29 protein-coding genes, 1 tRNA gene, 1 pseudogene and 2 riboswitches are annotated in these 24,408 nt (G+C 65.8%); of the genes and pseudogenes, 4 read left to right on the top strand and 27 right to left on the bottom strand.

From position 1 onward, the window contains the following. Positions 1 to 88: 88 nt before the first annotated feature. The 4 genes from gcvT to OEJ37_RS26330 all read right to left on the bottom strand — a co-directional run bounded on the left by gcvT (position 89) and on the right by OEJ37_RS26330 (position 4,193). Complete coding sequence (gene gcvT / locus OEJ37_RS26345) at positions 89 to 1,207, bottom strand: glycine cleavage system aminomethyltransferase GcvT (RefSeq protein WP_263347043.1); 1,119 nt, start codon at positions 1,205 to 1,207, stop codon at positions 89 to 91. Positions 1,208 to 1,291: 84 nt separating this feature from the next. Then, a riboswitch (glycine riboswitch) is annotated at positions 1,292 to 1,425 on the bottom strand. 31 nt (positions 1,426 to 1,456) lie between these two features. Next, positions 1,457 to 1,561: riboswitch (glycine riboswitch) on the bottom strand. 114 nt (positions 1,562 to 1,675) lie between these two features. Then, positions 1,676 to 2,038, bottom strand: a complete 363-nt coding sequence (locus OEJ37_RS26340) for a hypothetical protein (RefSeq protein ID WP_174418274.1) — start codon at positions 2,036 to 2,038, stop codon at positions 1,676 to 1,678. 158 nt (positions 2,039 to 2,196) lie between these two features. Next, positions 2,197 to 3,249: an oxidoreductase gene (locus OEJ37_RS26335; protein WP_175920730.1), complete on the bottom strand. Its 1,053-nt coding sequence runs from the start codon at positions 3,247 to 3,249 to the stop codon at positions 2,197 to 2,199. Positions 3,250 to 3,485: 236 nt separating this feature from the next. After that, positions 3,486 to 4,193, bottom strand: coding sequence for an SGNH/GDSL hydrolase family protein (locus OEJ37_RS26330; protein ID WP_174418272.1), 708 nt, complete (start codon positions 4,191 to 4,193; stop codon positions 3,486 to 3,488). Between the two features lie 278 nt (positions 4,194 to 4,471). On the opposite strand from OEJ37_RS26330, the gene OEJ37_RS26325 reads away from it, so the two are divergent. Further along, positions 4,472 to 6,559 carry a UvrD-helicase domain-containing protein gene (locus OEJ37_RS26325; RefSeq protein ID WP_174418271.1) on the top strand — a complete coding sequence of 696 codons (2,088 nt, stop codon included), beginning with the start codon at positions 4,472 to 4,474 and terminating at the stop codon, positions 6,557 to 6,559. Positions 6,560 to 6,677: 118 nt separating this feature from the next. Here the strand turns inward: OEJ37_RS26325 and OEJ37_RS26320 are convergent, their stop codons facing one another. Further along, entirely contained in the window at positions 6,678 to 7,571 is an 894-nt protein-coding gene (locus OEJ37_RS26320; protein ID WP_174418270.1) for a c-type cytochrome, read from the bottom strand. Between the two features lie 252 nt (positions 7,572 to 7,823). Here OEJ37_RS26320 and OEJ37_RS26315 point away from each other — a divergent pair. Then, positions 7,824 to 7,899, top strand: a tRNA-Arg gene (locus OEJ37_RS26315). A gap of 65 nt (positions 7,900 to 7,964) precedes the next feature. Here the strand turns inward: OEJ37_RS26315 and OEJ37_RS26310 are convergent. The 13 genes and pseudogenes from OEJ37_RS26310 to OEJ37_RS26250 form a co-directional block, all read right to left on the bottom strand. Beyond that, positions 7,965 to 9,086 carry a tyrosine-type recombinase/integrase gene (locus tag OEJ37_RS26310; RefSeq protein ID WP_263347039.1) on the bottom strand — a complete coding sequence of 374 codons (1,122 nt, stop codon included), beginning with the start codon at positions 9,084 to 9,086 and terminating at the stop codon, positions 7,965 to 7,967. Between the two features lie 65 nt (positions 9,087 to 9,151). Beyond that, positions 9,152 to 9,370: pseudogene (locus tag OEJ37_RS26305) on the bottom strand (helix-turn-helix domain-containing protein); the annotation flags it as partial. A gap of 604 nt (positions 9,371 to 9,974) precedes the next feature. Further along, positions 9,975 to 12,767: a toprim domain-containing protein gene (locus OEJ37_RS26300; RefSeq protein ID WP_263347037.1), complete on the bottom strand. Its 2,793-nt coding sequence runs from the start codon at positions 12,765 to 12,767 to the stop codon at positions 9,975 to 9,977. 2 nt (positions 12,768 to 12,769) lie between these two features. After that, positions 12,770 to 13,024: a hypothetical protein gene (locus OEJ37_RS26295; protein ID WP_263347036.1), complete on the bottom strand. Its 255-nt coding sequence runs from the start codon at positions 13,022 to 13,024 to the stop codon at positions 12,770 to 12,772. After that, on the bottom strand, positions 13,021 to 13,383 hold the full coding sequence (locus tag OEJ37_RS26290) for a hypothetical protein (RefSeq protein ID WP_263347033.1): 363 nt from the start codon (positions 13,381 to 13,383) through the stop codon (positions 13,021 to 13,023). Before OEJ37_RS26290 ends, OEJ37_RS26295 begins: the two co-directional genes overlap by 4 nt. A gap of 2 nt (positions 13,384 to 13,385) precedes the next feature. Beyond that, positions 13,386 to 13,541 (bottom strand): hypothetical protein, encoded by a 156-nt coding sequence (locus tag OEJ37_RS26285; protein WP_263347031.1) that lies wholly within the window; start codon positions 13,539 to 13,541, stop codon positions 13,386 to 13,388. 4 nt (positions 13,542 to 13,545) lie between these two features. After that, complete coding sequence (locus OEJ37_RS26280) at positions 13,546 to 13,740, bottom strand: hypothetical protein (RefSeq protein WP_263347028.1); 195 nt, start codon at positions 13,738 to 13,740, stop codon at positions 13,546 to 13,548. Between the two features lie 43 nt (positions 13,741 to 13,783). After that, a complete protein-coding gene (locus OEJ37_RS26275; RefSeq protein ID WP_017922426.1) occupies positions 13,784 to 13,978 on the bottom strand; it encodes a hypothetical protein in 195 nt (64 codons plus the stop codon). A 4-nt stretch (positions 13,979 to 13,982) separates the two neighbouring features. Next, on the bottom strand, positions 13,983 to 14,195 hold the full coding sequence (locus OEJ37_RS26270; RefSeq protein WP_263347024.1) for a hypothetical protein: 213 nt from the start codon (positions 14,193 to 14,195) through the stop codon (positions 13,983 to 13,985). Between the two features lie 86 nt (positions 14,196 to 14,281). Next, positions 14,282 to 14,530 carry an ogr/Delta-like zinc finger family protein gene (locus OEJ37_RS26265; RefSeq protein ID WP_016038187.1) on the bottom strand — a complete coding sequence of 83 codons (249 nt, stop codon included), beginning with the start codon at positions 14,528 to 14,530 and terminating at the stop codon, positions 14,282 to 14,284. Beyond that, positions 14,518 to 14,721 carry a hypothetical protein gene (locus tag OEJ37_RS26260; RefSeq protein ID WP_016038188.1) on the bottom strand — a complete coding sequence of 68 codons (204 nt, stop codon included), beginning with the start codon at positions 14,719 to 14,721 and terminating at the stop codon, positions 14,518 to 14,520. The genes OEJ37_RS26265 and OEJ37_RS26260 overlap by 13 nt, the downstream gene beginning before the upstream one ends. Positions 14,722 to 14,760: 39 nt before the next feature. Then, positions 14,761 to 14,958, bottom strand: coding sequence for a hypothetical protein (locus OEJ37_RS26255; protein WP_016038189.1), 198 nt, complete (start codon positions 14,956 to 14,958; stop codon positions 14,761 to 14,763). Positions 14,959 to 14,972: 14 nt separating this feature from the next. After that, positions 14,973 to 15,182, bottom strand: coding sequence for a hypothetical protein (locus OEJ37_RS26250; RefSeq protein ID WP_263347018.1), 210 nt, complete (start codon positions 15,180 to 15,182; stop codon positions 14,973 to 14,975). Positions 15,183 to 15,231: 49 nt separating this feature from the next. On the opposite strand from OEJ37_RS26250, the gene OEJ37_RS26245 reads away from it, so the two are divergent. Next, positions 15,232 to 15,759, top strand: a complete 528-nt coding sequence (locus tag OEJ37_RS26245; protein WP_263347017.1) for a helix-turn-helix domain-containing protein — start codon at positions 15,232 to 15,234, stop codon at positions 15,757 to 15,759. Between the two features lie 171 nt (positions 15,760 to 15,930). After that, positions 15,931 to 16,206, top strand: a complete 276-nt coding sequence (locus tag OEJ37_RS26240; RefSeq protein WP_263347016.1) for a hypothetical protein — start codon at positions 15,931 to 15,933, stop codon at positions 16,204 to 16,206. A 283-nt stretch (positions 16,207 to 16,489) separates the two neighbouring features. Here the strand turns inward: OEJ37_RS26240 and OEJ37_RS26235 are convergent, their stop codons facing one another. The 9 genes from OEJ37_RS26235 to OEJ37_RS26195 form a co-directional block, all read right to left on the bottom strand. After that, entirely contained in the window at positions 16,490 to 16,972 is a 483-nt protein-coding gene (locus tag OEJ37_RS26235) for a hypothetical protein (RefSeq protein ID WP_263347015.1), read from the bottom strand. Between the two features lie 44 nt (positions 16,973 to 17,016). Next, positions 17,017 to 18,105, bottom strand: coding sequence for a phage late control D family protein (locus OEJ37_RS26230; RefSeq protein WP_263347013.1), 1,089 nt, complete (start codon positions 18,103 to 18,105; stop codon positions 17,017 to 17,019). Beyond that, on the bottom strand, positions 18,102 to 18,560 hold the full coding sequence (locus OEJ37_RS26225; RefSeq protein ID WP_176025579.1) for a phage tail protein: 459 nt from the start codon (positions 18,558 to 18,560) through the stop codon (positions 18,102 to 18,104). Before OEJ37_RS26225 ends, OEJ37_RS26230 begins: the two co-directional genes overlap by 4 nt. Positions 18,561 to 18,581: 21 nt before the next feature. Further along, positions 18,582 to 21,488 carry a phage tail tape measure protein gene (locus OEJ37_RS26220; RefSeq protein ID WP_263347010.1) on the bottom strand — a complete coding sequence of 969 codons (2,907 nt, stop codon included), beginning with the start codon at positions 21,486 to 21,488 and terminating at the stop codon, positions 18,582 to 18,584. A gap of 2 nt (positions 21,489 to 21,490) precedes the next feature. Further along, entirely contained in the window at positions 21,491 to 21,604 is a 114-nt protein-coding gene (locus OEJ37_RS26215; RefSeq protein WP_078040551.1) for a GpE family phage tail protein, read from the bottom strand. Between the two features lie 8 nt (positions 21,605 to 21,612). Beyond that, positions 21,613 to 21,963, bottom strand: coding sequence for a phage tail assembly protein (locus OEJ37_RS26210; protein ID WP_263347005.1), 351 nt, complete (start codon positions 21,961 to 21,963; stop codon positions 21,613 to 21,615). A 67-nt stretch (positions 21,964 to 22,030) separates the two neighbouring features. After that, on the bottom strand, positions 22,031 to 22,540 hold the full coding sequence (locus tag OEJ37_RS26205; protein ID WP_016038198.1) for a phage major tail tube protein: 510 nt from the start codon (positions 22,538 to 22,540) through the stop codon (positions 22,031 to 22,033). A gap of 15 nt (positions 22,541 to 22,555) precedes the next feature. Then, positions 22,556 to 23,728, bottom strand: a complete 1,173-nt coding sequence (locus tag OEJ37_RS26200; protein WP_263346999.1) for a phage tail sheath protein — start codon at positions 23,726 to 23,728, stop codon at positions 22,556 to 22,558. Positions 23,729 to 23,780: 52 nt separating this feature from the next. Beyond that, entirely contained in the window at positions 23,781 to 24,404 is a 624-nt protein-coding gene (locus OEJ37_RS26195; protein ID WP_263346996.1) for a tail fiber assembly protein, read from the bottom strand. Between the last annotated feature and the right edge of the window lie 4 nt (positions 24,405 to 24,408).

The raw sequence follows: 24,408 nt of genomic DNA, 5'->3' as shown, positions 1-24,408 counted from the left end.
TTCTGCTGGCGCGCCGCCGGGGCGCGCCGGGGTGTGGTTGTGCCGGGCGCCATCTCCCGGCTTCCCCGGGAGGCAGGCCCCCCGGCCGTTACGCAGCGAGGACCTTGCCGTTGCGCACGAACGGCAGTTTTACCACGCGCGCGGGAAGATTCTTGTCGCGAATTTGCACCTGGACCGTGTCGCCGACCTGGACGGCCGCCGGCACGCGCGCGAACGCGATCGATTCCTGCATCGACGGCGAGAACGTGCCGCTCGTGATCTCGCCCTCGCCGTGCGGCGTGACGACCTTCTGGTGCGCGCGCAGCACGCCGCCCGCCTTGCCGTTTTCCTTTTGCAGGATCAGGCCGACGAACGCGGCGCGCGTGCCGTCGCGTTCGAGCGCGGCGCGGCCGACGAAGTCGCGCGGCGCGGCGAGGTCGACCGTCCACGCGAGGCCCGCGTCGAGCGGCGAGACGGTGTCGTCCATGTCCTGGCCGTACAGGTTCATGCCGGCCTCGAGGCGCAGCGTGTCGCGCGCGCCGAGCCCGCACGGGCGCACGCCGCTTTGCTGCAGTGCGTTCCACAGCGCTTCGACATGCACGGCCGGGGCGATCACCTCGAAGCCGTCTTCACCGGTATAGCCGGTGCGCGCGACGGTGAGATCGCCGAACGGCGTGCCGGCGACCTGCGCGGCGTTGAAAGGCTTCAGCTCGCTCGTCGCGGCGCGTGCGGCGGGCACGGTCGTCCAGACTTTTTCGCGGGCGTTCGGGCCCTGCACGGCGACGATCGCGAAATCGCGGCGCGGCGCAATCGTGACGCCGTAGCCGCCTTGCTCGTTGAGCTGGTTGAACCACGCGATGTCTTTCTCGGCGGTGCCGGCGTTGACGACGACGCGGAAGAATTCTTCGGTGAAGTAATAGACGATCAGGTCGTCGATGACGCCGCCCTGCGGATTGAGCAGGCACGAATAGAGCGCCTTGCCGGGCGTCTTGAGCTTGCCGACGTTGTTCGCGATCGCGTGCTCGAAGAACGCGCGCACGCGGCTGCCGGTGAAATCGACGACGCACATGTGCGACACGTCGAACATGCCGGCGTCGGTGCGCACGGCTTCATGTTCTTCGATCTGCGAGCCGTAGTTGACGGGCATGTCCCAGCCGCCGAAGTCGACCATGCGGGCATTGAGCGCGCGGTGCGCGGCGTTGAGCGGGGTGTGATTCAGTGCAGTCATCGAGGCCTCAGGCAAGGCGCTTGCGCGCGGATCAGAACGGCCATGTGCCGACCGCCGCGGCCGACGGGCTGCGAGCGATCCGGTACATGCCCCTCTGTCCTCGATACCTGAGAGATTGCGCCGCGGGCAAAGCCCGGCGAGCGCGCGCCCCTTCGGTGGGCAGCTTGCCCGCGCAGCATGTGCGCAGCGGGCTACTGCCGCTCTCCAGAGTGCGGGGAGTGCGGCCCGCGCAATGCGCGGACGGGATTCCCCGACGCGGTCGGTCCTTTTGCCTGAGAGTTTGCGGGTGTGCCCCTTCGGCGGCGCGACCGGCGTTGCTAGCTACGCGGTCACACGCTCTCCCGACGCGTGCGGGCGACTGTACGCGAGCGGGTGGGGCTTGTCAATTTGGGCAAAAAAATGTCGCTTCGCGACAAGCGGCGGCAACCGGTGCCGCCGCTTTTTTTCGCTCCGGCGGGCGCCGGTGCGTTACTCGCCGATCGCGCGCGCGGCCGTGTCGAGTTCCTGGTTCAGCACGCGCTGCTCGTCGCCGGAAAGGCCGCCGCTGTGCTGCGCGGCCATGTCGTTCGCTTCCTGGCGGATCACGTCGAGGCGGTGGTGAAGCTGCGCGCCGTACGGCGGCGGGTAGTAGCCGCCGTTCACGCGCGCATCGATGCGGCGGTGCAGGTTGTCGATCCGGCCCTGGATCTGTTGCATCCGCTCGTTCGCGACGACCTGCGGATTCGGCCGCGGCGGGGGCGCCTGACGGACCGGCTGCTGCGGCTGCACGATACAGGCCGCGAGCGAGGAAACCAGCACGCAGCACGCAGCTGCGCGAATCAACCGTTGCATCAACATTCTCCTGACGGATTGGTGTCGGATCGACTTTTTTAAGAAACGCATCAGACCGGTCACCCGCTGACTTTCGTTCCCCCGGCATTTGTAACCGAATGTTCCGGCTAATCCAAGCGCATGCGTGCCGGCCGGCCGCAACCGGCCGGCGTGCGGTGTCAGACCGTGCGGCGCACGAACGGCAGCCGGCGGCCGTCGTGCTCGCTCTGCGCGGCGAGCTCGATGATCGTCATCACGTCGACGGCGTCCTGCGCGGTGACTGGGAACGGTGCGCCGTCGCGGATCGACGCGGCGAGCGCGCGGTAGAACTCCGCGTACTGGCCGTCGAGCGTCGGCACCGGCCGCTCGACTTCGACTTCGCCGTCGAGTACGCGCAACAGGCCGGGCGGGTTGCCGCCGCCGAACTCGACGTCGTCCGCGGTGAGGCCGGCCTTGAGCTGGTCTTCCTGCGTGTCGAGCCCGAACTTCTGGTAGCTGCCGCGCGTGCCGTGCAGCGTGAAGCGCGCGGGCTCGATCGCCGACAGCGCGCTCGCATGCAGTGCGACGTCCTTGTCCGGATAGCCGAGCAGCAGGTGCACGAAATCGGGCGACGTGCCGTTGTCGCGGCGCGTCTTGACGGTCGCGCTCACCGTTTCGGGCAGGCCGAACAGCGCGAGCGCCTGGTCGATCAGGTGCGGGCCCAGGTCGAGCAACAGGCCGCCGCCGCGTGCGGGCTCCTCGCGCCAGCGCGTGCGCGGCGTCGGCCGGAAGCGGTCGAAGTGCGATGCAAAGAAGGTGAGCCGGCCGAGCTCACCCGATTCGACGATGCGGCGCACGGTGAGGAAATCGCCGTCCCAGCGGCGGTTGTGGAACGGTGCGAACAGGCGGCTGCGCGCGTTCGCGAGCCGCGCGAGCGCAAGCGCCTCGTCGGCGGTGAGCGTGACGGGCTTGTCGACGACCACGTGACGGCCGGCTTCGAGCACCTGGCGCGCGAGCGCGAAGTGGGTGTCGTTCGGCGTGGCGATCACCACGCACTCGATGTCGTCGAGGCCGAGCAGCGTGTCGAGGTCGGGGACGACGCGCGCGCCCGGATACGCGGCCTGCGCGCGATCGGGCTGGCCCGTCGCGATCGCGGCAACTTCAGTGCGGCCGCTCGTGGCGATCACGGGCGCGTGGAAGGTCGCGCCGGCGAAACCGAAACCCATCAAACCAATCCTGAGCAATGACGACATGGCAATTCCTGGCTGCGAAGGAAATTAAAGGATGGCGCGCCGAGGCGGCGCGAGGACGACCGGCTATTTTGGCATGGCGCCGCCGCTCGTACTGGCGCGTTGGGCGAAATGCGCGGCGAGACGCGGCGCGTGCGCGGATGAAGCCGGCATTTTGCGCGGCGCCCGGTTGCGCCCCGCGTGCTCGGCCGCCCGGCCGATCTTGCCGCATGCGGCAAGCGCACGGGCGCCGCGCACCATCACGCGGCCGCCCGCTGCCGCACGGCGGCAGCGACCTGCGCGGCCCACACGGCGCATGCGGCTTCGCCGGGGTGGAAGCCGTCTGCGGCCATCAGGTGGCGCTCGAGCGGCAGCGCGACCCGCAGGAACGTGCAATGCGGCTGCGTGGCGGCCCAGCCGGCGAGCGCCGCGTTGAGCCGCTTCGCGCGCAGCCCGAGATACCACGCGAGCGGCTGCGGCAGCGCCGGGAAGCGCTCCATCGGCGGCACCGCCGACAGGATCACGTGCCCGACCCGGAAGCGCGCCGCGAGCAGCCGGACGAGTTCGGCCTGCGCCGCCTGCCAGCGCGCCGGCGGCACGCCGCCCGTCACGTCGTTGACGCCGAGCGATGTCACGGCCACGTCGAACGGCTCGGCCGGCTCGGCGGCGAGCCAGTCGACGAGATCCCGGGTGGTCAGGCCCGTGCGTGCGAGCAGCTTCCAGCTGACGCGGTGCGTGGCCGCCAGCGTGCTCGCCAGTTGCCCGGACAGCGCGTCGCGCTGCGTCGCGACGCCGACGCCCGCGGCGGCCGAATCGCCGACCACCAGCACGCGCAGTGGCGGGCCGTCGCCGGCAATGCCGTCGCGCGGGCCGGCCGCCTCGGGCAGCCGCGGCGTGATGCGACGCACGTAGCGCCCCTGCGCGAACAGCAGCGGGCCGAGGGCGGCGGTGGCGAACGGGTATCCCATGGTGTCGATCCGGTGACGGTTCAGGCGGGCTTGGCGCGAGGCAGCGCCGGTGTGTGCATATTGTGGCCGATCGGCGCGCGAACAGGGCCGGATTGGCCGGACGGACAGGGGGCGGCCGGCCAATCCGCCCGCGCGGCCCCGTCCGGCGGCGCTCCCGAAATGCACGCCGCCGACGTGTTAACATGCGCGTCCTGCCCGCGTGTCCGCCTGCTTCGCCAGCCTGCCGCGCACGGCATCCTCCCGGCGTTCCGCCGTCAACCGCAACACCATCCGCCATCATGTCCGCAGGCCTGAATCCCGCCCAGAACGAAGCGGTGCGCTACCTCGACGGTCCCTGTCTCGTGCTCGCCGGCGCGGGCAGCGGCAAGACCCGCGTGATCACGCAGAAGATCGCGCACCTGATCGAAGCGAAAGGCTTCGAGCCGCGCCACATCGCCGCCGTCACGTTCACGAACAAGGCGGCCGCCGAAATGCGCGAGCGCGTGTCGAAGCTGCTCGAGGGCAAGACGCTCACCACGCCCGGCAAGGAAGGCCGCAAGGTGCCCGTCAACCAGCTCACCGTCTGCACGTTCCATTCGCTCGGCGTGCAGATCCTGCGCCAGGAGGCCGAGCACGTCGGCCTGAAGCCGCAGTTCTCGATCATGGATTCGGACGACTGCTTCGGGATGATCCAGGAGCAGCTCGGCACCACCGACAAGGGGCTGATCCGCAAGATCCAGAGCATCATCTCGCTGTGGAAGAACGGCCTGATCATGCCCGACGAGGCGATGGCGATCGCGGCCAACGAGGACGAGCACCAGGCCGCGCTGGTCTACCGCAACTACGTCGCGACGCTGCATGCGTACCAGGCGGTCGACTTCGACGACCTGATCCGCCTGCCCGCCGAGCTGTTCGCGAAGAACGAGCAGGTGCGCGACCGCTGGCAGAACAAGCTGCGCTACCTGCTGATCGACGAGTACCAGGACACCAACGCGTGCCAGTACGAGCTGCTGAAGCTGCTCGCGGGTCCGCGCGCCGCGTTCACGGCGGTCGGCGACGACGACCAGGCGATCTACGGCTGGCGTGGCGCGACGCTCGAGAACCTTGCGCAGCTCGGCAAGGATTTCCCGAAGCTGCACCTGGTCAAGCTCGAGCAGAACTACCGGTCGACGGTGCGGATCCTGACCGCCGCGAACAACGTGATCGCGAACAACCCGAAGCTGTTCGAGAAGAAGCTGTGGTCCGAGCACGGGATGGGCGATTCGATCACCGTCACGCCGTGCAACGACGAGGAGCACGAAGCCGAATCGGTCGTGTTCCGGCTGTCCGCGCACAAGTTCGAGCGGCGTGCGCAGTTTCGCGACTACGCGATCCTGTATCGCGGCAACTTCCAGGCGCGCATCTTCGAGCAGGTGCTGCGGCGCGAGCGGATCCCGTACGTGCTGTCCGGCGGCCAGTCGTTCTTCGACAAAGCCGAGATCAAGGACCTGTGCGCGTACCTGCGGCTGATCGCGAACGCCGACGACGATCCCGCGTTCATCCGCGCGGTCACGACGCCGCGCCGCGGGATCGGCAACACGACGCTCGAAGCGCTCGGCTCGTTCGCGGGGCAGGCGAAGGTGTCGCTGTTCGAGGCCGTGTACATGGGCGGCATCGAGGCGCGGCTGTCCGCGCGCCAGGTCGAGCCGCTGAGGATGTTCTGCGACTTCATCCAGCGCCTGACCGACCGCGCGGACAAGGAGCCCGCGACTGTCGTGCTCGACGACATGATGGAGGCGATCCACTACGAGGCGTACCTGTACGACGCGTTCGACGAGCGCCAGGCGCAGTCGAAGTGGCAGAACGTGCTCGAATTCCTCGAATGGCTGAAGCGCAAGGGCACGAAACCCGAGGCGGAGGCCGTCGACGGCGAGGCGGAAGGTTTCCACAACGCGGACGGGCTCGCCGATACGGGCAAGAACCTGCTCGGCCTGATCCAGACCGTCGCGCTGATGTCGATGCTCGAGGGCAAGGACGAGGATCCGGATGCCGTGCGGCTGTCGACCGTCCATGCGTCGAAGGGGCTCGAGTATCCGCACGTGTTCCTGGTCGGCGTCGAGGAGGGCATCATGCCGCACCGCGGCGGCAGCGAGGACGACGGCCCGATCGACAGCGAGCGGATCGAGGAAGAGCGCCGGCTGATGTACGTCGCGATCACGCGCGCGCAGCGCAGCCTGCATCTGAACTGGTGCAAGAAGCGCAAGCGGGCGCGCGAGACGGTCGTGTGCGAGCCGTCGCGCTTCATCCCCGAGATGGGCCTCGACGAAGCGCCGCCGCCCACGCCGGAAGAAGCGCCGATGTCGCCGAAGGACCGGCTCGCGAGCCTGAAGGCGTTGCTGCAGAAGTGATGCGGCGGCGCCGTCGGGCGCACGGCGGCCGGCGATCCGGCGATCCGGCGATCCGGCAAAACAAAACCCCCGCGATGCGTGTGCGTCGCGGGGGTTTTTTACTGGTGGCCCGGCGTGGTTACTTCGACGCGTTGACCATGTAGTCGACGGCCGCCTTCACGTCGGCGTCCGACGCGGTCGATCCGCCCTTCGGCGGCATCGCGCCCTTGCCGTGCAGCGCGTAGTTGTAGACCGTATCCATCGAGTCCTTCAGGCGCGGCGCCCAGTCTTCCTTGCTGCCGAACTTCGGCGCGCCGAGCACGCCTGCCGCGTGGCAGGCCTGGCAGGTCGACGTGTACAGCGCCTTGCCGGCGGTTGCCGCATCGGCGCTGGCCGGTGCGGCCGCGGGCTGTTCGCCGGCCTTCGGGATCGCGGCGATCGCGGCCTGCGCCGCGGCGATTTGCGCGCTTGCGGCATCGGCCGCGCCCGACGCGCCTGCCGCGCCGCTGGCGGGCTGCGCCGCGTTGGCGGCCGGCGCGGCCGGTTCGGGGAAGTTCGCGCCGTCGTTGTTCGCCATGTAGACGATCGCGCGGGCGATTTCATAGTCGCTGACGTCGTCGGGGCTCGTGCCGCCGCGCGCCGGCATCGCGCCCTTGCCTGCGAGGGCCGTCTTCAGCAGCGTGTCGAAGCCTTGCGAGATGCGTGGCGCCCAGTCGTCCTTGTTGCCGAACTTCGGTGCGCCCGCGGCGCCCGTGCCGTGGCAGGTCACGCAGACGGCCTTGTAGACCGCCTCGCCGGTCTTGTACGTGCGGGGCGCGTTGGCGTCCTTCACGTCGACCTGCGCGAGCGGCTTGATACGCGCGGCGACCTGCTCGTCGGATAGCGCGTCCGTGCCGGCGCCGGAACGGAACGCATGGTTCGCATAGGTGGCGAACAGGACGATCAGGACGATCGGGATCGCGAACGACGCGATGATGACGGCAATCAGCTGCCCGGGGGTTTTGACGGGAGATTCGTGGGGTGCTTCGCTCATGCTTGCCTCGTCTCCGTGAATAGGAATTGTGAGCGCGGTGCAACGGCAAAATGGCAGTCCAATGAAGCCCGGACGATTATAGACGGAACGTTTACATCACGGCGAGCGGCACGATGGCGCGTGTTTACCCGCACGCAGCGCGCCCCGGCGGCGATTCGGCGGGCAAGGTGGACGCGTCATGGGAAACCGGGTATCCTTGCCGTCTTGCCAATTGTGGGCGGCCTGTATATCGGGGTCGTTTCACTGTCACACGCGCCCGTAGCTCAATGGATAGAGTACTGCCCTCCGAAGGCAGGGGTTGCTGGTTCGATCCCAGCCGGGCGCGCCAAGTCTGATAAGCCTTCCAGCGGTTTCGCTACTTCATCGTTTTCCCCTGTTACAGTGAAATTACAGTTAGCCGGCTGCGGTCAGCAGTGTTTCCGGCGGCGTTGACCCTGTTTCGCGCGGCAGTTCGATTACCTGCGCTACCGGCAAGTGCGGCTGCACCCACTGCGCCAAGTGCGCCGCCGACAGATGCGCGTAGCGCTGCACCATCTCAAGCGTTTCCCACCCGCCCAGTTCCTTCAATACCTGTAACGGCGTGCCGCGCTGCACGTGCCAGCTCGCCCAGGTGTGACGTAGGTCGTGCCAGCGGAAGTCGTGGATGCCGGCGCGCTTTAACGCCTTGCGCCAGGCTTCGGTCACGGTCTGATAGACCGGCCGGCCGTGGTAGACAAACACGCTGTCGACGAACTCGGGCGCGCGCTTCTTCGCGCGCTGGCGCAGCAACACGGCGATCGCCATATCGGAGAGCGGCACCGTGATCGCCTTCTTCGCCTTCGCCTGGTCCGGATGAATCCACGCGACGCGCCGCACGATGTCGACCTGTGACCACTGCAATCCGGTCACGTTCGAGCGGCGCAAGCCTGTCTCAAGCGCGAAGCGCGCCATGTCGGCCAAGTGCTCGGGCAGCTCGGCGAGCAACCGTTCGGCCTGGGCCGGCGTGAGCCAGCGAATCCGCTTCTGCACGGTTTTCGCCAGTTTCGTCACCGGCGCGCGATCCAGCCACTCCCACTCGACGGCTGCGTTCAGCACAGCCTTCAGCACGCCGATCACGCGGCGCACGGTGCCGGCACTGACGGTCTTGTCGATGACGACGATGCCGCGCTTCGTCCGCACCACCCGCGGCTCGCGGCGCTTGGCGAGCGCGATCGCGTCGATGCGGTCGCGGTCGATGTCGGCCAGTGCGACGCCGGACAGGTGTTGGTCAAGCCAGCGCAGGTGCGTTTTCGACGTTTCCAGGCTCGGCAGCCCTTCGCGATCGCCGACGTAACGGACAACCGCGTCGTTCCAGGTGTAGCGGGGCTTGTGGCCGAGCTTCGCCTGGTTCCACAGCTCGACCTTCAGGCGGTCGTAGAACTCCTGGGCCTGCGCTTTGTTGCTGGTGCCAGTGCTGCCTTGTACGACCGGACCGCCACCAGGCGGGGTGAGGCGGTAATACCAGTTGGGACTGCTACTGCGTTTATAGAGCGACATTTTTTAACTTCCTCCTGCTGATCGCCCTGCACAACTCGCGGAATCCATTCTCCGGCGAGGTAGCGCTGCAGGGCAACCGTCGAAAACATCCAGCGCTTACCGACCTTGCGGCCTGGCAGCTCGCCGGCCTTCGCTTTCAGACGCACCGTTTCGGGATGCGCGCCGAGTATCGCCGCCGCGCCGAGCAGGTCGATCGTGCTCGTCGAGGCCGCGCCCGTGTCCCCTGCGGGGGGAGCACACGCAGCGCAACTAGGGGATTGGGGGCTAACGCCGAATCTGCTCATAACTAATTGAATTCATTGGGTATTGCGTGCCCCCATTTGCCCCCAATGATACGGGGCGCACGTTTTGACTCGGGGCACAAAAAATAGGCAGCGTCCGCAATTGAGGGCAAAACCGGTATGACTCGGGGCATTGCGTTCGGGTCGATTCCTTGCCTCTCTTCGTATTCTTTCTTCTTCTTTTTCAATAAATTAGAGAGAGAAGAGAAAGGGGCGACGGCCGCTGGCGCCAAAAATGGACTAGGGGCAAAACCGTCGTGAATGGGGGCAAAAGCGATACGACACGGGGCGGGTGTCTTCTCAACAATCAATGACTTACGAGCGAAGACGACCGGAATCCCCGAGTTTTCTGCGCTGCCTGCCTGTTCCCTGTGGAAAAACCGGCCCGCGCGGCCCCTCTCCCTCAAAGGCGGCGTAGTTGCCCGGCCGTTTCGACTTGCGGGGGGTACGGGGGGCAGCGGACAGCACCGCGGCCGCGCGACGACGTGCGCCGATTGCTGCGCGCATCGGCGCACGCACCGGAAACCCGAATACAGGGCCGCTACGCGGCCGGAGAGAATGGGGGAAGGGGTACGGCCGCACGGCGGCCGCATCGGCTGAGAGGGCGTCACGCTGTTGCTCCTTGCAATGCGTCGGTGGCCAAGTCTTCTCGGATCGATACGTGCAGGCCGAACGCCGCCAGGCGTTCGAGCGAGATCGGCGTGAGGTAGCGCACGCGGCGCGTGTAGATGCGGCGTTCGACCTCCTTGTCGCCGACGATGACGCCGGCGTGCTTGAGCTGCGCCTTGAACACGCGGTCGGATTTCACGGGGAGGCCGTTCCATTTGTCGCGCAGCGCGCTCGTGTGGGCGATGTGGTCCATCACGTGGCCGGTGTTGATGAGCAGGCAGAACTCGCCGTCGACGGTGTCGAAGGTGTACGGGTGCTTGTAGTTGCCGCAGTCCATTTCCGACAGTGCTGTTTCCAGGATCCAGACCCACGGCTCGCGATCGGCGCTCGTCTCGGCGATGTGACCGTTCATTTCGGCGAGCAGGTCGCGCGGGAAGTCGCCTTCGCTCGGGTCCATGCCGGCGAACTCGCACAGATAGCGCCAGGCGAGTGCGACGGCCGCATAGTTGCCGGCCATCCGCTTCGCGCCGTCGTCCTCGCCGCTCGCGCGGCAGTTGGCCAACGCCTTGTCGCGCAGCGTCGCGTATTGGTCGGACACGGCGCGCTTGTCCAGGCCGGCGAGGAATTCGAGCCACTGGCGAACCGGGAAGCGCGGCAGGTCGTCCGGCATCAGCGGGCCGCGCTTGCCGGTCAGTGTCGTGCGCACGAGCTTGCCGAGCAGGCTGCGCACGGGCACGTCTTCACCGGCCAGCATCACGGGCGCGCACAACAGGTATTCCGTCATGTCGGTGCCGCGACGCGTCACGGTGTACTGGTAGTTCTCCTGGAGCAGGCCGACGGCCTTGTCGATCACGTCCTGCCGGCGCGCGGACAGCTCTTCCCATCCGACCGGATGGCTCGTGTGGCTGATGCTGGTCAGCAACCGGAACTCGGTCTGCAGCGATTGACCGGAGAACATCGTGAACGCGAGGGAGCGTTCAAGCCGCTTGATGAGCGTCGACTTGCCAGCGCCCTTGTTCGCCTGGATCGTGATGTGCGGCCAGAAACCGAGCAATGCCTTCAGGTGCCCGCCGAGCGCCCACACGAGCGGAATCGTTGCGGCATTCTGTTTGAACGTCGCCTGGTAGGCGGTAATGACGCGGCGCGCGTCGCTGGCCGGGCCGGTCGGGAAGGTCAGGTTGTGGTACGGGCACTGCTTGTCGGCTTCGGTGAAATAGCAGTCCGGTCCCTCGTTGACGATCAGGCGGCCGTCGCGCCAGGCGAGCCCGACGAAGTTTGCTGCCTGGCGCGCGCCGAGGTCGGCGCCACGTTCGAGGATATTGACCATGCGCTTGAACGGTGCCGGCGCCCAGATGGGGCCGAACTTGCCCCACTGGTCGACGTTGTGCAGTTGGTCGTCGAGCATGACGCGGCGCACGAGCTGCGCACCGTGGCGCGGAGCCTGAACCGACACGGCGAAATAGACGGTGGGCGCCTGGTCTGCGTCGCCCGTCATCGTCGACGTCGCGCTCGCGACGGATACGCGGCTGATGCCGGCGATGCGGAATCCGCACAGGTCCGTCATGACGGGCGTTTCGACGCCGCTTTCCTCGTTCTTGTCCATCTTCGTGATGTAGCTGGTGAAGTCCGGTCGGACGCGGAAACGCCAGTACTGCGCGAAGTCGTGCGACGGCAGGAAGATGCGCGGCCGGCCGCGACGCGTGGCGTCGCCGGCGAGGCCGGCGATGAGCCACGGCTCGAGCTGGTCGAGTGCGCGCTGCAGATCGGCAGGGCCGCGCAGTTGCAGGTAGTCGTTCACGTCGTTGATCGGCTTGATGGCCTTCTCGCCGTCCGCGAGGTCGGCGAACCAATTCGCCTGGTCGACGAGCACGGCGCTGATGTTCAGTGCCGTCAACCGTTCGTAGAGCGCCCAGGCGGCTTCCGGCCCTGGGCGGCGGCCGGCGCGCGGGTGGCCGTCGGCGAACGGCTCGTCGTTGTCCAGGCAGATCACGACCTGCTTGCCGCGCAGGAACGTGAAGTCGATGCCGTCGACGTTCGCCAGGCCGCGCAGCGCGAGCGCGGCGGCACCAGGCATCGCGCAGGTGTCGATCGACAGCGCGTTGATCGCGCTCTCGACGATGAACACGCGCTTCGCCTTGTCGAGCCGGCGAGGATCGGCGGTCCAGCCGTAACCGGCCTTGTCGCCCTGGGTCTGCGTCTTGACGCCGCCGTTGAGCGCCGGATCGACATAGCGCATGTCGACGGCAACGACGCGGCCGTCGCCAGGCGCGCGCACGATGAACGCAGCGGCCGGGCCGGCGTGACCCACTTCGCCGGCTGCGACCTTCGAGCTGGTCCACGTGTTGAAGCCGAGCGTGCGGGCGGCGATCGCCGCGTCGATCGCGCTGGCGGAAATGCCACGGCCGCCGAGGTATTCGCGCACCTGGTCGCGCTCGGCGAAGCACCGATCGGCGATGTACTCGACGGTCGTTTTCTCGCGGCGCTCGGCCGGCGCCTGGCGGTCGAGCGGGATGCCGTACGCGTCGTGCAGGTAGCGCACCGCGTCGGCGACCGTGCCGCCGCGCGCGTGAATGACCAGGTCGATACACGAGCCGCCGACGTCGGCGCTATGGTCGCGCCAGCCGGTGCCGTGCTTCGGGTGGTTCACGTAGATCGACAGGGACGGGCTCTTGTCGTCGTGCTGCGGCGAGTGGTAGAGCGCCCGGTCGCCGCCGCGACCACGCTTCAAGCCGAGGCGATCGGCGAGGTCGTGCAGGTCGATGCGTTGTTTCAGTTCGTCGATCGAGGCCATCGTTATTGCTGTTGCTGTTGATGCAGGGAGAGGGCGGCAGGGTTGCCGGGTGTCGCAGGGCTGTCGACGAGCGCGCGGAGCGCGCCGGCCGACGCGGGGAAGGCAAGCGCCAGGCGATCGCCAAGGACGCTGACGAACAGCGCGAGCACCGCGACGCGTTGCAGGCCGCCGGGTTCATGGTCGAAGCGAAGGGCGTCGGCGGCCGCCGCGATGGAGGCCGCGAGCGCGGCGTCGTGAGGGGTGTGTGTGTGCGTCATGCTGCTGCACCTCCGAGGATGTCGTGATGGTTCTGCTGCAGGCGTTGAACGGCGTGCTGCAGCTCGTAGCGCGAGGTCATCGCCTGGTCGAGCGTCGCGCGCAGGCGATCGCGATTGCGCTCGACGTTCGACGTCGCGTTTGCCAGCGCTGCAGTGCGGGTTGCGCCGTGGCCGATGCGTACGCCCGACGCAAGGTGCGTGACGACCCATTTCTCGGGATTGCCGTCGTGCAGGTGCTGTTCGACATGAAGGCCGAACGCAGCGCCGGCGTCGTTCGGGATGACGACGTGATCGCCGGCGACGGTACGCAGGCCGGCCGTCGTCAGCAGCTCGTAGCGGATGGTGGGTTCGTGCTTCATGTTCACCACTCCCCGGTCATGCCGCCGAGCGAGTTGAGCACGTTGCAGATTTCGATCTTCAGCAGAACGCATGCCCACGTGCCGAGTTCGGCCGTCCGCACCTCGTCGACCATTTCGAGCAGCCATTTCCGCTTGCCAAGTTTCAGTTCGATCTCCATCGCATCACCCTCGCGGCGGGACGGACCAGGCGAGCGCCGCGACCAGCACGAACATCGCGACGAAGCCGATCAGGAAAGCGATCGCGCGAGCATTTCGAACGTCGAATAGGCGCAGCACATCGGTGGCCAGGTAGTAGACGCCGGTGAGGGAGAGGGAAAGCATCAGCAGCACGCCGATGCTGAAAACGTAGGGCTTCATGGGGTGATTCCAGATGAGGGCGCCGGCGGCCGGCGCGGATAGGTCAGTCGAAGTCGTTCGCGGCGCGGCGTTTCCCGTCGACGGCCGGCAACTCGGGCGCGGGTTCTCGATCGCGCCATACGTTCGCCGTGCATTCGAATGCGTGGCGGGCGGCCGGGCACAGGGCGTCGAAATTTCCGACCATGCGCAGGCGGCGCCACATCGCGCGCAGGTCGACGTCGGTGAGGGGCGCGCGCATCGGATCAGTGCAGAACGATGGGCGTCAGGACGGGCATGCCGGCCTCGGCGTCCCAATGGCAGCCCAGCGCGTAGCCGAGCCGGCGCGCGGTGCCGACGAACACGAGCGGATCGATGTCGGCGCGCCACAGTGCGCGCAGGTATTCGCGGCGTTTGGCAAGCGACAGACGGGTCGGATCGAACGGCATCACGACAGCGATAGAAGCGAGAGTGGCCATGCTGATCTCCTTTTTTCAGGCAAAAAAAGTCCCTCGCGCCGGATAGGCACGATGCGAGGGGAAAACAGGGGAAGGGGTTTAGGGCGCTAGACGGGCAGTTCGAGCTGCTCGACGAGACGCTCGCGCACGTTTGGCGAGAGCGGCAGGTTTAGCGACAGATTCGGGGTCGCGGACGGTGACAGGGTTCGGGCGAACTCCATGTTCACGACGTACGTGTGGCCGCACTCGACGTTGTTGCACTGGTACGTGACTTCCCGGAAGGTCTGGGACATTTCGCGGCTGCTGCGTGCGGTCGCGCGCGTGCGGCAGTGGGGGCAGCGGTTCAGGATGCGCATTTCGGCTTACTCCGGACGAGATACAGGGCGCGGCCGCGACCGTTCAGTTGCTTCGAAGTGAGGCGCAGGCGACGCTTCACGAGCCACTCGGCGGCCGCCTCGATCGACGGGAGGCTGTACTGCTGGCGCACACGTTCCAGCACGTCGCGGTCGGCATCCGAGAAAGAAATCTCCGTGCTGGTTTCGGGCATCGTAGGAGCTACTCATTGTTGGCGGTTCGGTGCCTTCGTTCAGGCGCCGGCGTGGTCCAGAATCGTGGCATTGCGTTCGGCGAGCACAGCGGTGGCTTCGCGCATCACGATTTCGCGAATCAACACGGCGAGCTGTTCGCCCTGGTAGTTCGCGAGGGCCGTCAGCACGGCTTGCTCGTAGTCGTCGAAGCGGACGGTGTGCTTGTTGTTGCGAATGCGCTTGGGATCGGGATACATGCGGGCTCCTCAATTCACGAGCGGGCGGAACGGGAACGAGGGACGGCGCGAAGCTGGCTTGCGCCGATGCGGATCAGCTCGCGCGCCATGCTCGAAATCGAGCGATTGCGCTGCGCGGCGAATCGTTCGAGCTCGTCGCGCTCAGTGGATGTCAGCCGGACGTATACGGGCTTGTCCGACAGGGTGCCGCGTGGTGATCGGCGCGGGCCTTTGGCGGTGGTCATGGTCGGTATACTTTGATCGTTAGCCTTGCGTTACGGTAAGGCCAGTGTAATGAGCAAAAAACGTCTCGTCAATGATATTAGGAAAATTATGTCTCACGTAGGGAGTCGCTTACGGGAAGAGCGCTTGCGGATCGGGCTGAGCCAGGACGAATTTGCCGCTGTGGGCGGCATCACTCGGCGTTCACAATCCGCATATGAATCGGACGAGCGGTCGCCGGATGCAAGCTATCTGTTGAGCGTCCGCGCATTAGGCGTCGACATCTACTACGTGCTGACCGGCGAACGGGTTGCTGCCGAGCATGAGACGGAAGAGGTGAAAGGCGCCGGCGAAGAGGCCGAACTCGTCGCCATGTATCGACAACTCAACGAAACAGGCAAAGCAACCCTGCAGTCGTTTATTGGCAGCGTTCTAAATCAAGCCGTCATGCTCAAGACGGGCACACCGCAGCGCGCAAAACGCCTGCCGGAAAATCGCCGCGCAGCGCTGGACCAGCGGGCAGCGGAAAACGTGGATCGTGCGATGGCCGAAATCGAACGCTTGCGCGCCGAGCGGGCTGCCAAGGACGGAAAGAAGTAGTCCGGGCGCGTCGTCGCCCGCCAGCCATTCTTCACACAAACACTGTATATCCATCCAGTATTGAGTTAGCATCCTGAAAGCCGGCGATGCTGGCGACGTGGGATATTCCGAGGCAACCGCGTCGTGTTGCGTGTCGTCGGTCCATGAACATGTTTGTGAGGGACCAGGAGAATGAGCATCGACATGAAGCACAACAACGGCACGATTGGCATAGCCGCCCGTCATACGGACGCACGCACCCAAGCGATGGGCGGTGGGCGAGTCCGTTCGGACATGACCGGCTGCGAGCGCGATGTTGCACGTGCAGCGATCGACGATGCCATGCAGTCGGTCAGCCACGTGCTCGAAGTTGCGATTCAGGCGATGGGAAATCTTCGTGTCGCCCGCGCGGCGCTTGGGCGGTGCGACGACGGGCCGCCAATCCGTGCGAATATGAACGATCACTAAAGGGCGCGCTGAGCGTCTCCCATAGCAAGCAATCTGAAGCCCGCCGCGTGCGGGCTTTTTACTATCTCCGCTTCTTGAAGGGATGACCGGCGCCGCCGGATCATCGGATAAAAATGAAAAGACCCGCCAAAGCGGGTCGTGAAAGCACTCTGGTATGTTTACCGGCTCCTACACCTGAAAACAACCGGAGCAAGCATGAGTTCCAACAACAATAAGCCCGTCGTACCGGACCCGCAGCCTGTATATCGCGGACCGACGCGAGACGGATTCAACAAGGGCACTCCTAGCCAACAACCTTCCACGCCGAAGCCGCCGCAACGATAAACACGATCGGGCTGGCTGCGGCTGCAAGCCGTAGCCTGTTCATTGACTTGACCACTTTCGCATTGCTTTTCGCTGCTGCATTGATGCGCCGCTGAAGGCCGTGAATCTCGGCCTCTTTCAAATCATCGACAGAAAACTCCGGTTGATAGAGGTGTCGCGGCTCGTTGTAGATTGATGGCAATTCCCGGAACATCAGGCATTTCCAGACGAGCAGCAGGCTCAAAACGAGAAACCAGCCAGTAAATGCCATCGCTCCGACTGAAAGCCAGTTCAGGTTGTGTTGTTCGAGTGCTTTCGCCGCATAGGCGAGGCCACCGCCCAGTGCGGCGAGAAACACCGTCAACGTTGTAGCCGCATCCTTCGCGATCACGTCCGCACACGCGTGATGTGCTTTCAAATTCTCGATCGCAGACTTCTCGACCCACTCCAGTAGTTCGCTCATTCCATCCTCACCGATTCCGTTTGATCATATCTTAGCGCGCACGCTTACTTCGCCTTCCTGAAATGCGACCGGTGCCGCTCGGTCGTCGGATCGTCGCGCATTTCGAGGTCGAGCGCGGTCGCGAATCCGCCGTCGCCGTCGATCGTGTGCGTTGCCTTCTTCACGAGCCACGCGGTCTCGTCGATTTCCGGTTTGAAGCCCGACAGCGTGACCGGCATTTCGGGGAACAGATCGGCACGGCCGCGCGCGAGCGAATACCGCATCGTCGCCTGGCTGCGCTGCATGCGCTTGAACTCGGCCTGCGCCGCGGCTCGCGCTTCGGCTTCCGTCGCGTAGTCCTCCGGCAGCACCTTCACGTTCTTGTTGTTCTCCCCGCCCACAATCACTGACTTCCGTTTCGCCTTGCCGTTCGAGTGGTAATGCGCACGCACGGCCGAAAAATTCTCGCGTTCGGACACGTGGTACGCATGCTGATCGCCGCTCGCGCGCGTCAGGTTCAACACCGGGAACGACTTCCCGCTGACGGTCTTGCCGGTGCCGATCGGCGTGAACAGCAACCGCAAATCCTTGACGTTCATCACGGCGTCGTAGCGCTTCGCCAGGCGCGTCAGAAACGACATATCGCTTTCGTGCGTCTGGTCGATGTGCGCGATCACTATCTTCGCCAGGGCGTCAGAGACGGCGGGCGTCAGCTTGTAGCGTGCCGCGATCGCGCGCACGATCGAGCCGATCGTCTGCTTGTGCCAGCTCTTCTCGCGGCGCTCCTGCATGCCGTTCGACATCGATGCCGAGCGTGCCCGCACGGTCAGCGTGTCGGGCGCGCCGCTGTGCTCGAACTCGGTCACGACGAACGTGCCCTTGTCGACGAGCTGCTCGCCAGCCCAGCCGATCGACACCTTGATTTCGTCGCCACGCTTCGGCAGCGCCAGATCGCCGCGCGAGTCGTCGAGCACGAGGTCGATGGTATCCGCATCGTCAGAGCGTGATTCCGTGAGGGTCAGCGATTCGAGCCGCGGCAGGAACCGCCGCGAGATGTCGCGGCCGCCGAGCGTGATGCGGTAGTCGGCCATCGGCTCAACACGTTCGAGCCGATACACGGCTGCGTTCGAGTGTTCCATAGCACGCGTCGTCATGCCTTCGGCTCCGCGTCCGTTGCATCGTCGGTTTCCGAATCATCGGCCAGCGACGCGTCTTGCTCGATACGCAACGCGTCGTCGTCGACGCATTCGAGCGTCAACGTGAATTCGATCCTGCGCGCAGTGCCTTCGCGGGTGAAGTAACGCCTCGTTTCGTCGAGGCCCACGATGAGGTATGCGCCGTAGACGGTCCCGAGACCGTCGACCAACACGTACGCTTCGCCGACGTTCGCCATCTGGACGAGCTGCTCGATCGACGCGCTCGTGCCGATTTGATCCGGCGCGATGAGACCGTCGAGCGTGATGACATCGTCGCCCTGGCCGGTGTACTGGCGAGCATCGCGCGCGCCGATACGCGACTTCTTCGGATGCTTCCAGTTCCGGCGCCGCTTCAGCTCGTGGAAGGGCGCGGTAGTCAGGCTGAACACGAATTGATCCAACGACAGCAACATGGGACAGATCCTCCGTGAATGTCAGTCGGACAGGCGCGAGCCGGCGCGCGCACGCTGCGCGCGTTCGCGACGATCCAGCTCGGCGGCCACGGCGCGCGCGATCGCGCGCGGATCGTCGCCGGCCTGCGGGTAGATGTTGATGATGATCGACGCCGGCGCGGCGGCCGATGCAGACGACGCTGCAGCCGGACCCGACGCCGCGATTGGCGGCCGCCGGTCGATTGGCACAATGGGAGCTGCCGTCGACAGCGCGGGTGTACCGAATCCGGTCACGGCGGCCGTCGCGAGCCCGAGCGCCGCGCGCGCGACGCCGCGTTGTTCGCCTGCCATGCCAAGCGCCGCCCCCTCGCCGACGAATCCGCCCAGCTCGGCGAACACGCGGCTCGGGCTGTGAATGCCGAGCTTTTCCTTGAACCATGCAATCGCGTTTTCGCCGACGTTGTGAATGGCCTGCCGGACAGCACCCATGCCGCCGAGGAAACCAGCCACCATGCCGTCGATAATTTGTCCGCCGATCGTTGTGAAACGGCCGACTAGGCCGGACATGAATCCGACGATGTCGTCCCAATGTCGGATGACGACGCCGAGCAGTGTCCAGTTCATGAAGAAGTCGGCAATGCCCCGGCCGGCCGACATTGCCGTGTCCGCAATCCAGCTCCACGCCGCGCCGGCAGCCGCCTTGATTTCGTCCCAGTGACGGACGATGACGCCTACGAGGGTCCAGTTCATAAAGAAGTCGGCGATCGATTGCGCGGCTGACACGATGCCGGCCTTGATGAGCGTCCAGATTGCCGCGGTGATGGCCTTCAGGTCGTTCCAGTGGTCGACGATGAAACCCAGCGGCGTCCAGTTCATCAGGTATTGCGTAATCGCGCCGGTCACGCTGTTGACGACCTGCAGTACTCCCTTCCAGAGCCCGGCGAAGAAGCGGCTGATCGGCTTCCAGTACCGGTAGATCAGATAGGCCGCACCCGCGATGACGACGACGGCTGCCGTGATTGCCAGGCCGATCGGCGTCATCAGCATTGCGCGGCCGGCGAACAGGGCGGCGCTGGCGAACATGCGCCAGGCAGCGGCGCCGATGCCGAGCGCGCGTGACAGGATGCCGCCCTGGATGCCGAGCGTCGTCATGGAAAAGCGCACGATCGCGAGCGGTCCGAGCACGCCGGCGAGCGCGATCGTGAACGTCCCCATGACGACGAGCAGTGCGGCGAACGCGGCGAGCACGGACAGAATGACCTTCGCCGCCGGGCCGTGGCGCTGAATCAGGCCGATGAGGTTGCCGACAATCTCGCGCGTCTTGTCGAGCGCCGCGTTGTACAGCGGCGCGATGCGCTCGCCGATCTCGCGCCGCAAGTCGCGACCCTTCGCGAGCAGGTCGTTTTCCTTGCCCTGGGTTTGCAGCGCAGCGAGCTTCGCCGCGTCATCGATACCATATGCGCCGCGGTTGAGCTTTTCATTCTTGTGAATCTGGTTCCGCTGCATGTACATGGTCGAGAACAGGTTCGCGGCGGTCCGGTTGGTGAAGATCGTGGAAATCATGTCCTTCACCTTGTCCGGGTCCGTGATGCCCTTCTTCGCCATTTGCGGGAGCAATACCTTTTCCAGCCATTCAAGCGGCGACGCCTTGAACAGATCGCCGCCGAGCAGCGCGCCCGGTTTGATCCGTTTGATCATCCCAATCTTGTTGTATTCGACGTTCTTCTTGTCGACCAGGCCGAGATTCATCATCTCCTTCGCCGCGCGCACGGTCGTCTTACCCTGGTAGACGTTGCTATACGCAGACATGAGGCCGGTGCCGACGCCGTGGCCGCCCATTTCCTGAATAAGCGGCTCCATCTGGTAATAGAAGGCGTCCTGGCGCATCTGTTTCGCCGCGACGCCGCCCGTCTGGATGAAGTTGCGCCACTCGTCGCCACCGACGCGGCCGCCGGTCGCCGACAGCACCTTCTGCACCATGTTCGCTTCGTTCTTGAACGTCGCTTCGTCTTTCGTGCCGCCGCGCAGCTCGATCACCTTCAGCATGTTCATGAACTTCTCTTCGTTCGCGTGTGCGTCTTCCGCGCCGAACAGTGCTTCGTTGGCGAACTTCATTTTCGCGAGCGTCGGCATGACCATCTGCGCGTGATGCTCGTCCGCGAAAATCGACAGCGCATCACGCATCAGCGTCATGTTGTCGGACGTGCTGACACCCATCATCTTCATCGCGCGCACGTACTTCTCGGCGTCCTGCGTCGCCTGGTCGCCGAGGCCGAGCGCCGTGATGCGCGCGCGCTCGTTCGTCATCTTCTTGGCTTCGTCGAGCGTGCCGCCGAGGCCGCCGAGCATGCGCATGCCGGTCGAGCGGGCGGCGTAACCGCCGATCGCCATCCCGCCCGCGACACCCTGCATTGCCTGCATCTTGCCGCGTGCCGCCGCGAGCTTTCTATCGCGTTCCGACAGCGCTTCGAGCTGGCGCGTCTGCGCCTGCACCGTGGCCGTCGTCGACGCGATGTTCGAGCGCAGCGCGCGTTCGTGCTGCGCGAGGTTGCGCGTCTCGATGCCGGCCTGCGCGAGTCGGCCGCGCATCTCGTCGACGGCGGCCGCCTGCTTTTTCTGCTCGGCGCGCAGGCGCGACGCTGCCTGGCGCGCGCGCGCCATGTCGGCGACCATCTGCTTCGTGGGCGGACCGAATGCATGCAGTGAGCCAGCGAGCGCCTTCACGTTGGATTGCGCCGCGCCGAGCTTCTTCGTGGTGTCGGCGAGCCCGGCGCGCATTTCGCGGAACGAGGCGACGGCTTTCTGTTGCTTGCCGAGTTCGGCAAGCTCGCCGCGCGTCGCCTTCAACGACTGCGCGAGCCCCTTGTTGCTGTTCAGCATGTTCCGCAAGGGCTTCGTCCAGTTGTCGACCATGTCGAACATGACGCGCAGTTTCAGGGCGTTGTCCATCGTTACTCGTGTCCGCTTCGTATCCGGGCGCGCTCGCGCCAATCCATCAGCTCAGAAAGGGAAAGGTCGTCCATGTCGCGCGGTGTCCATCCGAACACCGTCGCGACGTCGGCCATCGCGTCCTCTACGCGTTCTGGGATTCCATGCTCGCTTTCAGCGCCTTCGGCATCAAAAAACCGGCGAAGATACCCCCCAATGCCACGAGGTCGGCCGGATCCATCAACGTGACATCCATCTCGGTCAGCGTCGGCGTGCTGATGCGCGGCAGCACCTTGCGCAGCGCGTCCACGTCGAGGTTCACGAGTGCCGCGAGCGACGTGCCGCGCAGCGCGCCGGCCGAGGGCTTGGCGAGGGTGACGTGCGTGATGGTCTGTTCGCCGCGCACGATCGGCGTGTCGAAGGCGTGCGTGTTGGCCGCGATCGCGTCGAGTACGGCGCCGCCGGTGGGGGTGTTGTTGGTGTCGAGGGTCGTCATGTTGCGTGTCCTGATGATGATCTAAAGGGATGCCCGCGGCGTGCGCGGGCGCGATGGGAGCAAGCGGTTACAGGCCGATTGCCTGGCGCAGACCGGCGAGCAGGTCGTTACCGTTGATCTTCTCGATCATGTTGATGAAATCCATCTCGATCAGCTCCTGACCGTTGATGGACAGCTTGTAGTAGCTGGCCGCCGTCGTGACCTTGAAATCGGTGTCTTCCTTCGGCTTGCCTGAACCCATGTCGATTTCCTTGTGGCGGCCGCGCACGACGATTTCGACCGAATCGTAGGTCTTCGAATCCTCGCGCTGATAGCCGCCCGAGAAGCGGAGCTGCACGCCGTCGTGCGTGGTGATGCCGTACATGCGAACGACATCCTCCATGAAGCCGCCGCACGTCCATTCGAGCTGGATTGCTTCCTGCCCGAAGTCGATCGGGATCGGGCCGCTCATGCCGCCGCCCTGGTAGTCCTCCATCTTTCGCGACAGCTTCGGGAGCTGGATTTCTTTCGTCTCGCCGACGAAGTTGGTGCCGTTGTGAAACAGGTTGAAGCCTTTCAGCTTGCGGGGCATACCCATGTGTGTGACTCCAGGTTAGGCCGACACGCGCGAGGCGAAATCGGCGAGATAGCGATCGGTGATGCGCTGGCGCAGCTTCAGGTTTTCGAGCGGCGGGACCGGTGTGTAGTCGTAGTCGATCCACGTGCCACCCGATGCCAGCTCGTCGGTCGTGTTCGGCTCCGGGTCGTACCAGGCACCGCCGCCGATCAGATTGCCGACCGAGATTTCGCGGCGGAACCACGCGTTGATGTTCTCGATGATGTCGCGCGCGCGCGACGGGTTGAGCGGCCCGTCGACGACGCCCATCTGTTCTTCGGCGATCGTGTCGGCGATCACCTGTGCCGAGCGCGTGTAGTTCTCGAAGAAGAACTTGCCGTCCGCGTCGCACGTGCGCGAGCCCCAGAAACGGAAGCCGTTCCGGTTGATAAGCGTGGTGACCTGGTTCTCGTTCAGATAGCCAGCGTCCGTCGCCGGGTCTTGCAAATCCCACGACACGTCCGCGCTGATGCCGGTCACGCCGTTGACGACGACGTTCGACAGCGTCTTGTGCCAGCCGATGTCGTTGTCGATCTTCGCGCGCAGGCCCGCCGCGATCGCCGGTGCCGGGATAGCGACGGTCGAGTTCGTTACGTCGTCCCAGCCGAGCCAATCCGGCCAGATCACCATGATTTCGCGCTGGCCGAACTGCTTGCGGTACGCGACCGCCTCTTCCTTCGTCTTGCAGCCGTGCGCGGCGACGTACACCATCGCGCGCAGCGATTGCGCGATCGTCGCGAATGCCGCGGCGACGGGCTGCGTGTCGAGACCGGGCGCGACCAGGATGCGTGGCTTCACGGCGAGCTTCCCCTGCGCGGCCAGCAGCGCCTTCATGCCGGTGTATTTGCCGTCCGGCGTGACGGTGCCGATAACGTTCGTGGTCGTCTCGGCTTCGTCCTTTCCTTCCGCGACGCGCACGACGACGGTGACGGGCTTCGTCTGCTTGCCGATCGCGTCGAGCGTGCGGCGCAGCGTGCCCTTCGTGCCGGCCTTGCCAACTGCGGCGACAACGTTCGTCAGCAGCACCGGCGTGTCGAGCGGGAACGCTGCCGGGTCGGCGTCGGCGCCGGTGCAGACGATGCCGAGCACGGCCGTGGAGACCGTGCGAATCGGCCGGCCGCCTTCGTTAATTTCGATGACGCGTACGCCGTGGTGGTAATCCTGCGGCATGGTGTGCAGCTCCTATAGGTATGCGGGTGAGAGGAAACGGGAGAGCCCGCTGTCAGGTCGTCGTGACGGAGGCCGGGATTGGCGGTTCGATCGGCTCGGCCGGCGCAACGTATGGCGCGGGCGTCGCGGGCCACGCCACAGCGTCTGGAAACGTGTCGGCGTTGATCGCGGAGACGAGCGCCATCTGGTACGCGGACCAAGCTTTGAAGTAGTAGGTGCCTTCGTCGTCGAGCAGGCCGGCGGCATACGCGTCGGCTTTCCCCGCGTTCGCGCGGCGTGCGATCTCCATCAGCCGTTCGAACTCGACCATCGCGGCGTCGCGCTTTTCGCGTGCGATCAGCTCGGGGGGAACCGTCCACGCGCCGTCGATCCACGCATGGCGCGGTGACGGTTGCGGCTCGGTCGTCAGCTCCAGGTCGTCGGGCGTCTTGCCGGCCACGGCGATCTCGACCGGCTCGCCGGTGTCGGTGCGGTAGCAAACGCGCCCACGGAAGTCCGGCAACAGGAACCACGCGCCGTCGCGATAGAACGGCCAGGTCGTCGGCGTGCGCGGTGGCGGTGCGTCGAACGTGGCGAACGAGGGAACGAGCCAGCGGTTGTCGTTGCGCGGATCGGCGTCGGGCTGGCTGCTGCTCAGATATTCGCCGGTCGTCGGGTTGTAGTGGTGAATCAGCATGGTT

Source organism: Burkholderia sp. BKH01 (assembly GCF_025685725.1).
GTDB lineage: Bacteria > Pseudomonadota > Gammaproteobacteria > Burkholderiales > Burkholderiaceae > Burkholderia > Burkholderia pyrrocinia_C.
The sequence above is the reverse complement of the archived record's forward strand: the minus strand, read 5'-3'. Positions and strand labels throughout refer to the sequence as shown.

Excerpts from the sequence above, each read along its gene's own strand:
- gcvT (WP_263347043.1), bottom strand. The coding sequence starts at position 1,207 with ATGACTGCACTGAATCACACCCCGCTCAACGCCGCGCACCGCGCGCTC.
- OEJ37_RS26340 (WP_174418274.1), bottom strand. The coding sequence starts at position 2,038 with ATGCAACGGTTGATTCGCGCAGCTGCGTGCTGCGTGCTGGTTTCCTCG.
- OEJ37_RS26335 (WP_175920730.1), bottom strand. The coding sequence starts at position 3,249 with ATGTCGTCATTGCTCAGGATTGGTTTGATGGGTTTCGGTTTCGCCGGC.
- OEJ37_RS26330 (WP_174418272.1), bottom strand. The coding sequence starts at position 4,193 with ATGGGATACCCGTTCGCCACCGCCGCCCTCGGCCCGCTGCTGTTCGCG.
- OEJ37_RS26325 (WP_174418271.1), top strand. The coding sequence starts at position 4,472 with ATGTCCGCAGGCCTGAATCCCGCCCAGAACGAAGCGGTGCGCTACCTC.
- OEJ37_RS26320 (WP_174418270.1), bottom strand. The coding sequence starts at position 7,571 with ATGAGCGAAGCACCCCACGAATCTCCCGTCAAAACCCCCGGGCAGCTG.
- OEJ37_RS26310 (WP_263347039.1), bottom strand. The coding sequence starts at position 9,086 with ATGTCGCTCTATAAACGCAGTAGCAGTCCCAACTGGTATTACCGCCTC.
- OEJ37_RS26300 (WP_263347037.1), bottom strand. The coding sequence starts at position 12,767 with ATGGCCTCGATCGACGAACTGAAACAACGCATCGACCTGCACGACCTC.
- OEJ37_RS26295 (WP_263347036.1), bottom strand. The coding sequence starts at position 13,024 with ATGACGCACACACACACCCCTCACGACGCCGCGCTCGCGGCCTCCATC.
- OEJ37_RS26290 (WP_263347033.1), bottom strand. The coding sequence starts at position 13,383 with ATGAAGCACGAACCCACCATCCGCTACGAGCTGCTGACGACGGCCGGC.
- OEJ37_RS26285 (WP_263347031.1), bottom strand. The coding sequence starts at position 13,541 with ATGGAGATCGAACTGAAACTTGGCAAGCGGAAATGGCTGCTCGAAATG.
- OEJ37_RS26280 (WP_263347028.1), bottom strand. The coding sequence starts at position 13,740 with ATGAAGCCCTACGTTTTCAGCATCGGCGTGCTGCTGATGCTTTCCCTC.
- OEJ37_RS26275 (WP_017922426.1), bottom strand. The coding sequence starts at position 13,978 with ATGCGCGCGCCCCTCACCGACGTCGACCTGCGCGCGATGTGGCGCCGC.
- OEJ37_RS26270 (WP_263347024.1), bottom strand. The coding sequence starts at position 14,195 with ATGGCCACTCTCGCTTCTATCGCTGTCGTGATGCCGTTCGATCCGACC.
- OEJ37_RS26265 (WP_016038187.1), bottom strand. The coding sequence starts at position 14,530 with ATGCGCATCCTGAACCGCTGCCCCCACTGCCGCACGCGCGCGACCGCA.
- OEJ37_RS26260 (WP_016038188.1), bottom strand. The coding sequence starts at position 14,721 with ATGCCCGAAACCAGCACGGAGATTTCTTTCTCGGATGCCGACCGCGAC.
- OEJ37_RS26255 (WP_016038189.1), bottom strand. The coding sequence starts at position 14,958 with ATGTATCCCGATCCCAAGCGCATTCGCAACAACAAGCACACCGTCCGC.
- OEJ37_RS26250 (WP_263347018.1), bottom strand. The coding sequence starts at position 15,182 with ATGACCACCGCCAAAGGCCCGCGCCGATCACCACGCGGCACCCTGTCG.
- OEJ37_RS26245 (WP_263347017.1), top strand. The coding sequence starts at position 15,232 with ATGAGCAAAAAACGTCTCGTCAATGATATTAGGAAAATTATGTCTCAC.
- OEJ37_RS26240 (WP_263347016.1), top strand. The coding sequence starts at position 15,931 with ATGAGCATCGACATGAAGCACAACAACGGCACGATTGGCATAGCCGCC.
- OEJ37_RS26235 (WP_263347015.1), bottom strand. The coding sequence starts at position 16,972 with ATGAGCGAACTACTGGAGTGGGTCGAGAAGTCTGCGATCGAGAATTTG.
- OEJ37_RS26230 (WP_263347013.1), bottom strand. The coding sequence starts at position 18,105 with ATGACGACGCGTGCTATGGAACACTCGAACGCAGCCGTGTATCGGCTC.
- OEJ37_RS26225 (WP_176025579.1), bottom strand. The coding sequence starts at position 18,560 with ATGTTGCTGTCGTTGGATCAATTCGTGTTCAGCCTGACTACCGCGCCC.
- OEJ37_RS26220 (WP_263347010.1), bottom strand. The coding sequence starts at position 21,488 with ATGGACAACGCCCTGAAACTGCGCGTCATGTTCGACATGGTCGACAAC.
- OEJ37_RS26215 (WP_078040551.1), bottom strand. The coding sequence starts at position 21,604 with ATGGCCGACGTCGCGACGGTGTTCGGATGGACACCGCGCGACATGGAC.
- OEJ37_RS26210 (WP_263347005.1), bottom strand. The coding sequence starts at position 21,963 with ATGACGACCCTCGACACCAACAACACCCCCACCGGCGGCGCCGTACTC.
- OEJ37_RS26205 (WP_016038198.1), bottom strand. The coding sequence starts at position 22,540 with ATGGGTATGCCCCGCAAGCTGAAAGGCTTCAACCTGTTTCACAACGGC.
- OEJ37_RS26200 (WP_263346999.1), bottom strand. The coding sequence starts at position 23,728 with ATGCCGCAGGATTACCACCACGGCGTACGCGTCATCGAAATTAACGAA.
- OEJ37_RS26195 (WP_263346996.1), bottom strand. The coding sequence starts at position 24,404 with ATGCTGATTCACCACTACAACCCGACGACCGGCGAATATCTGAGCAGC.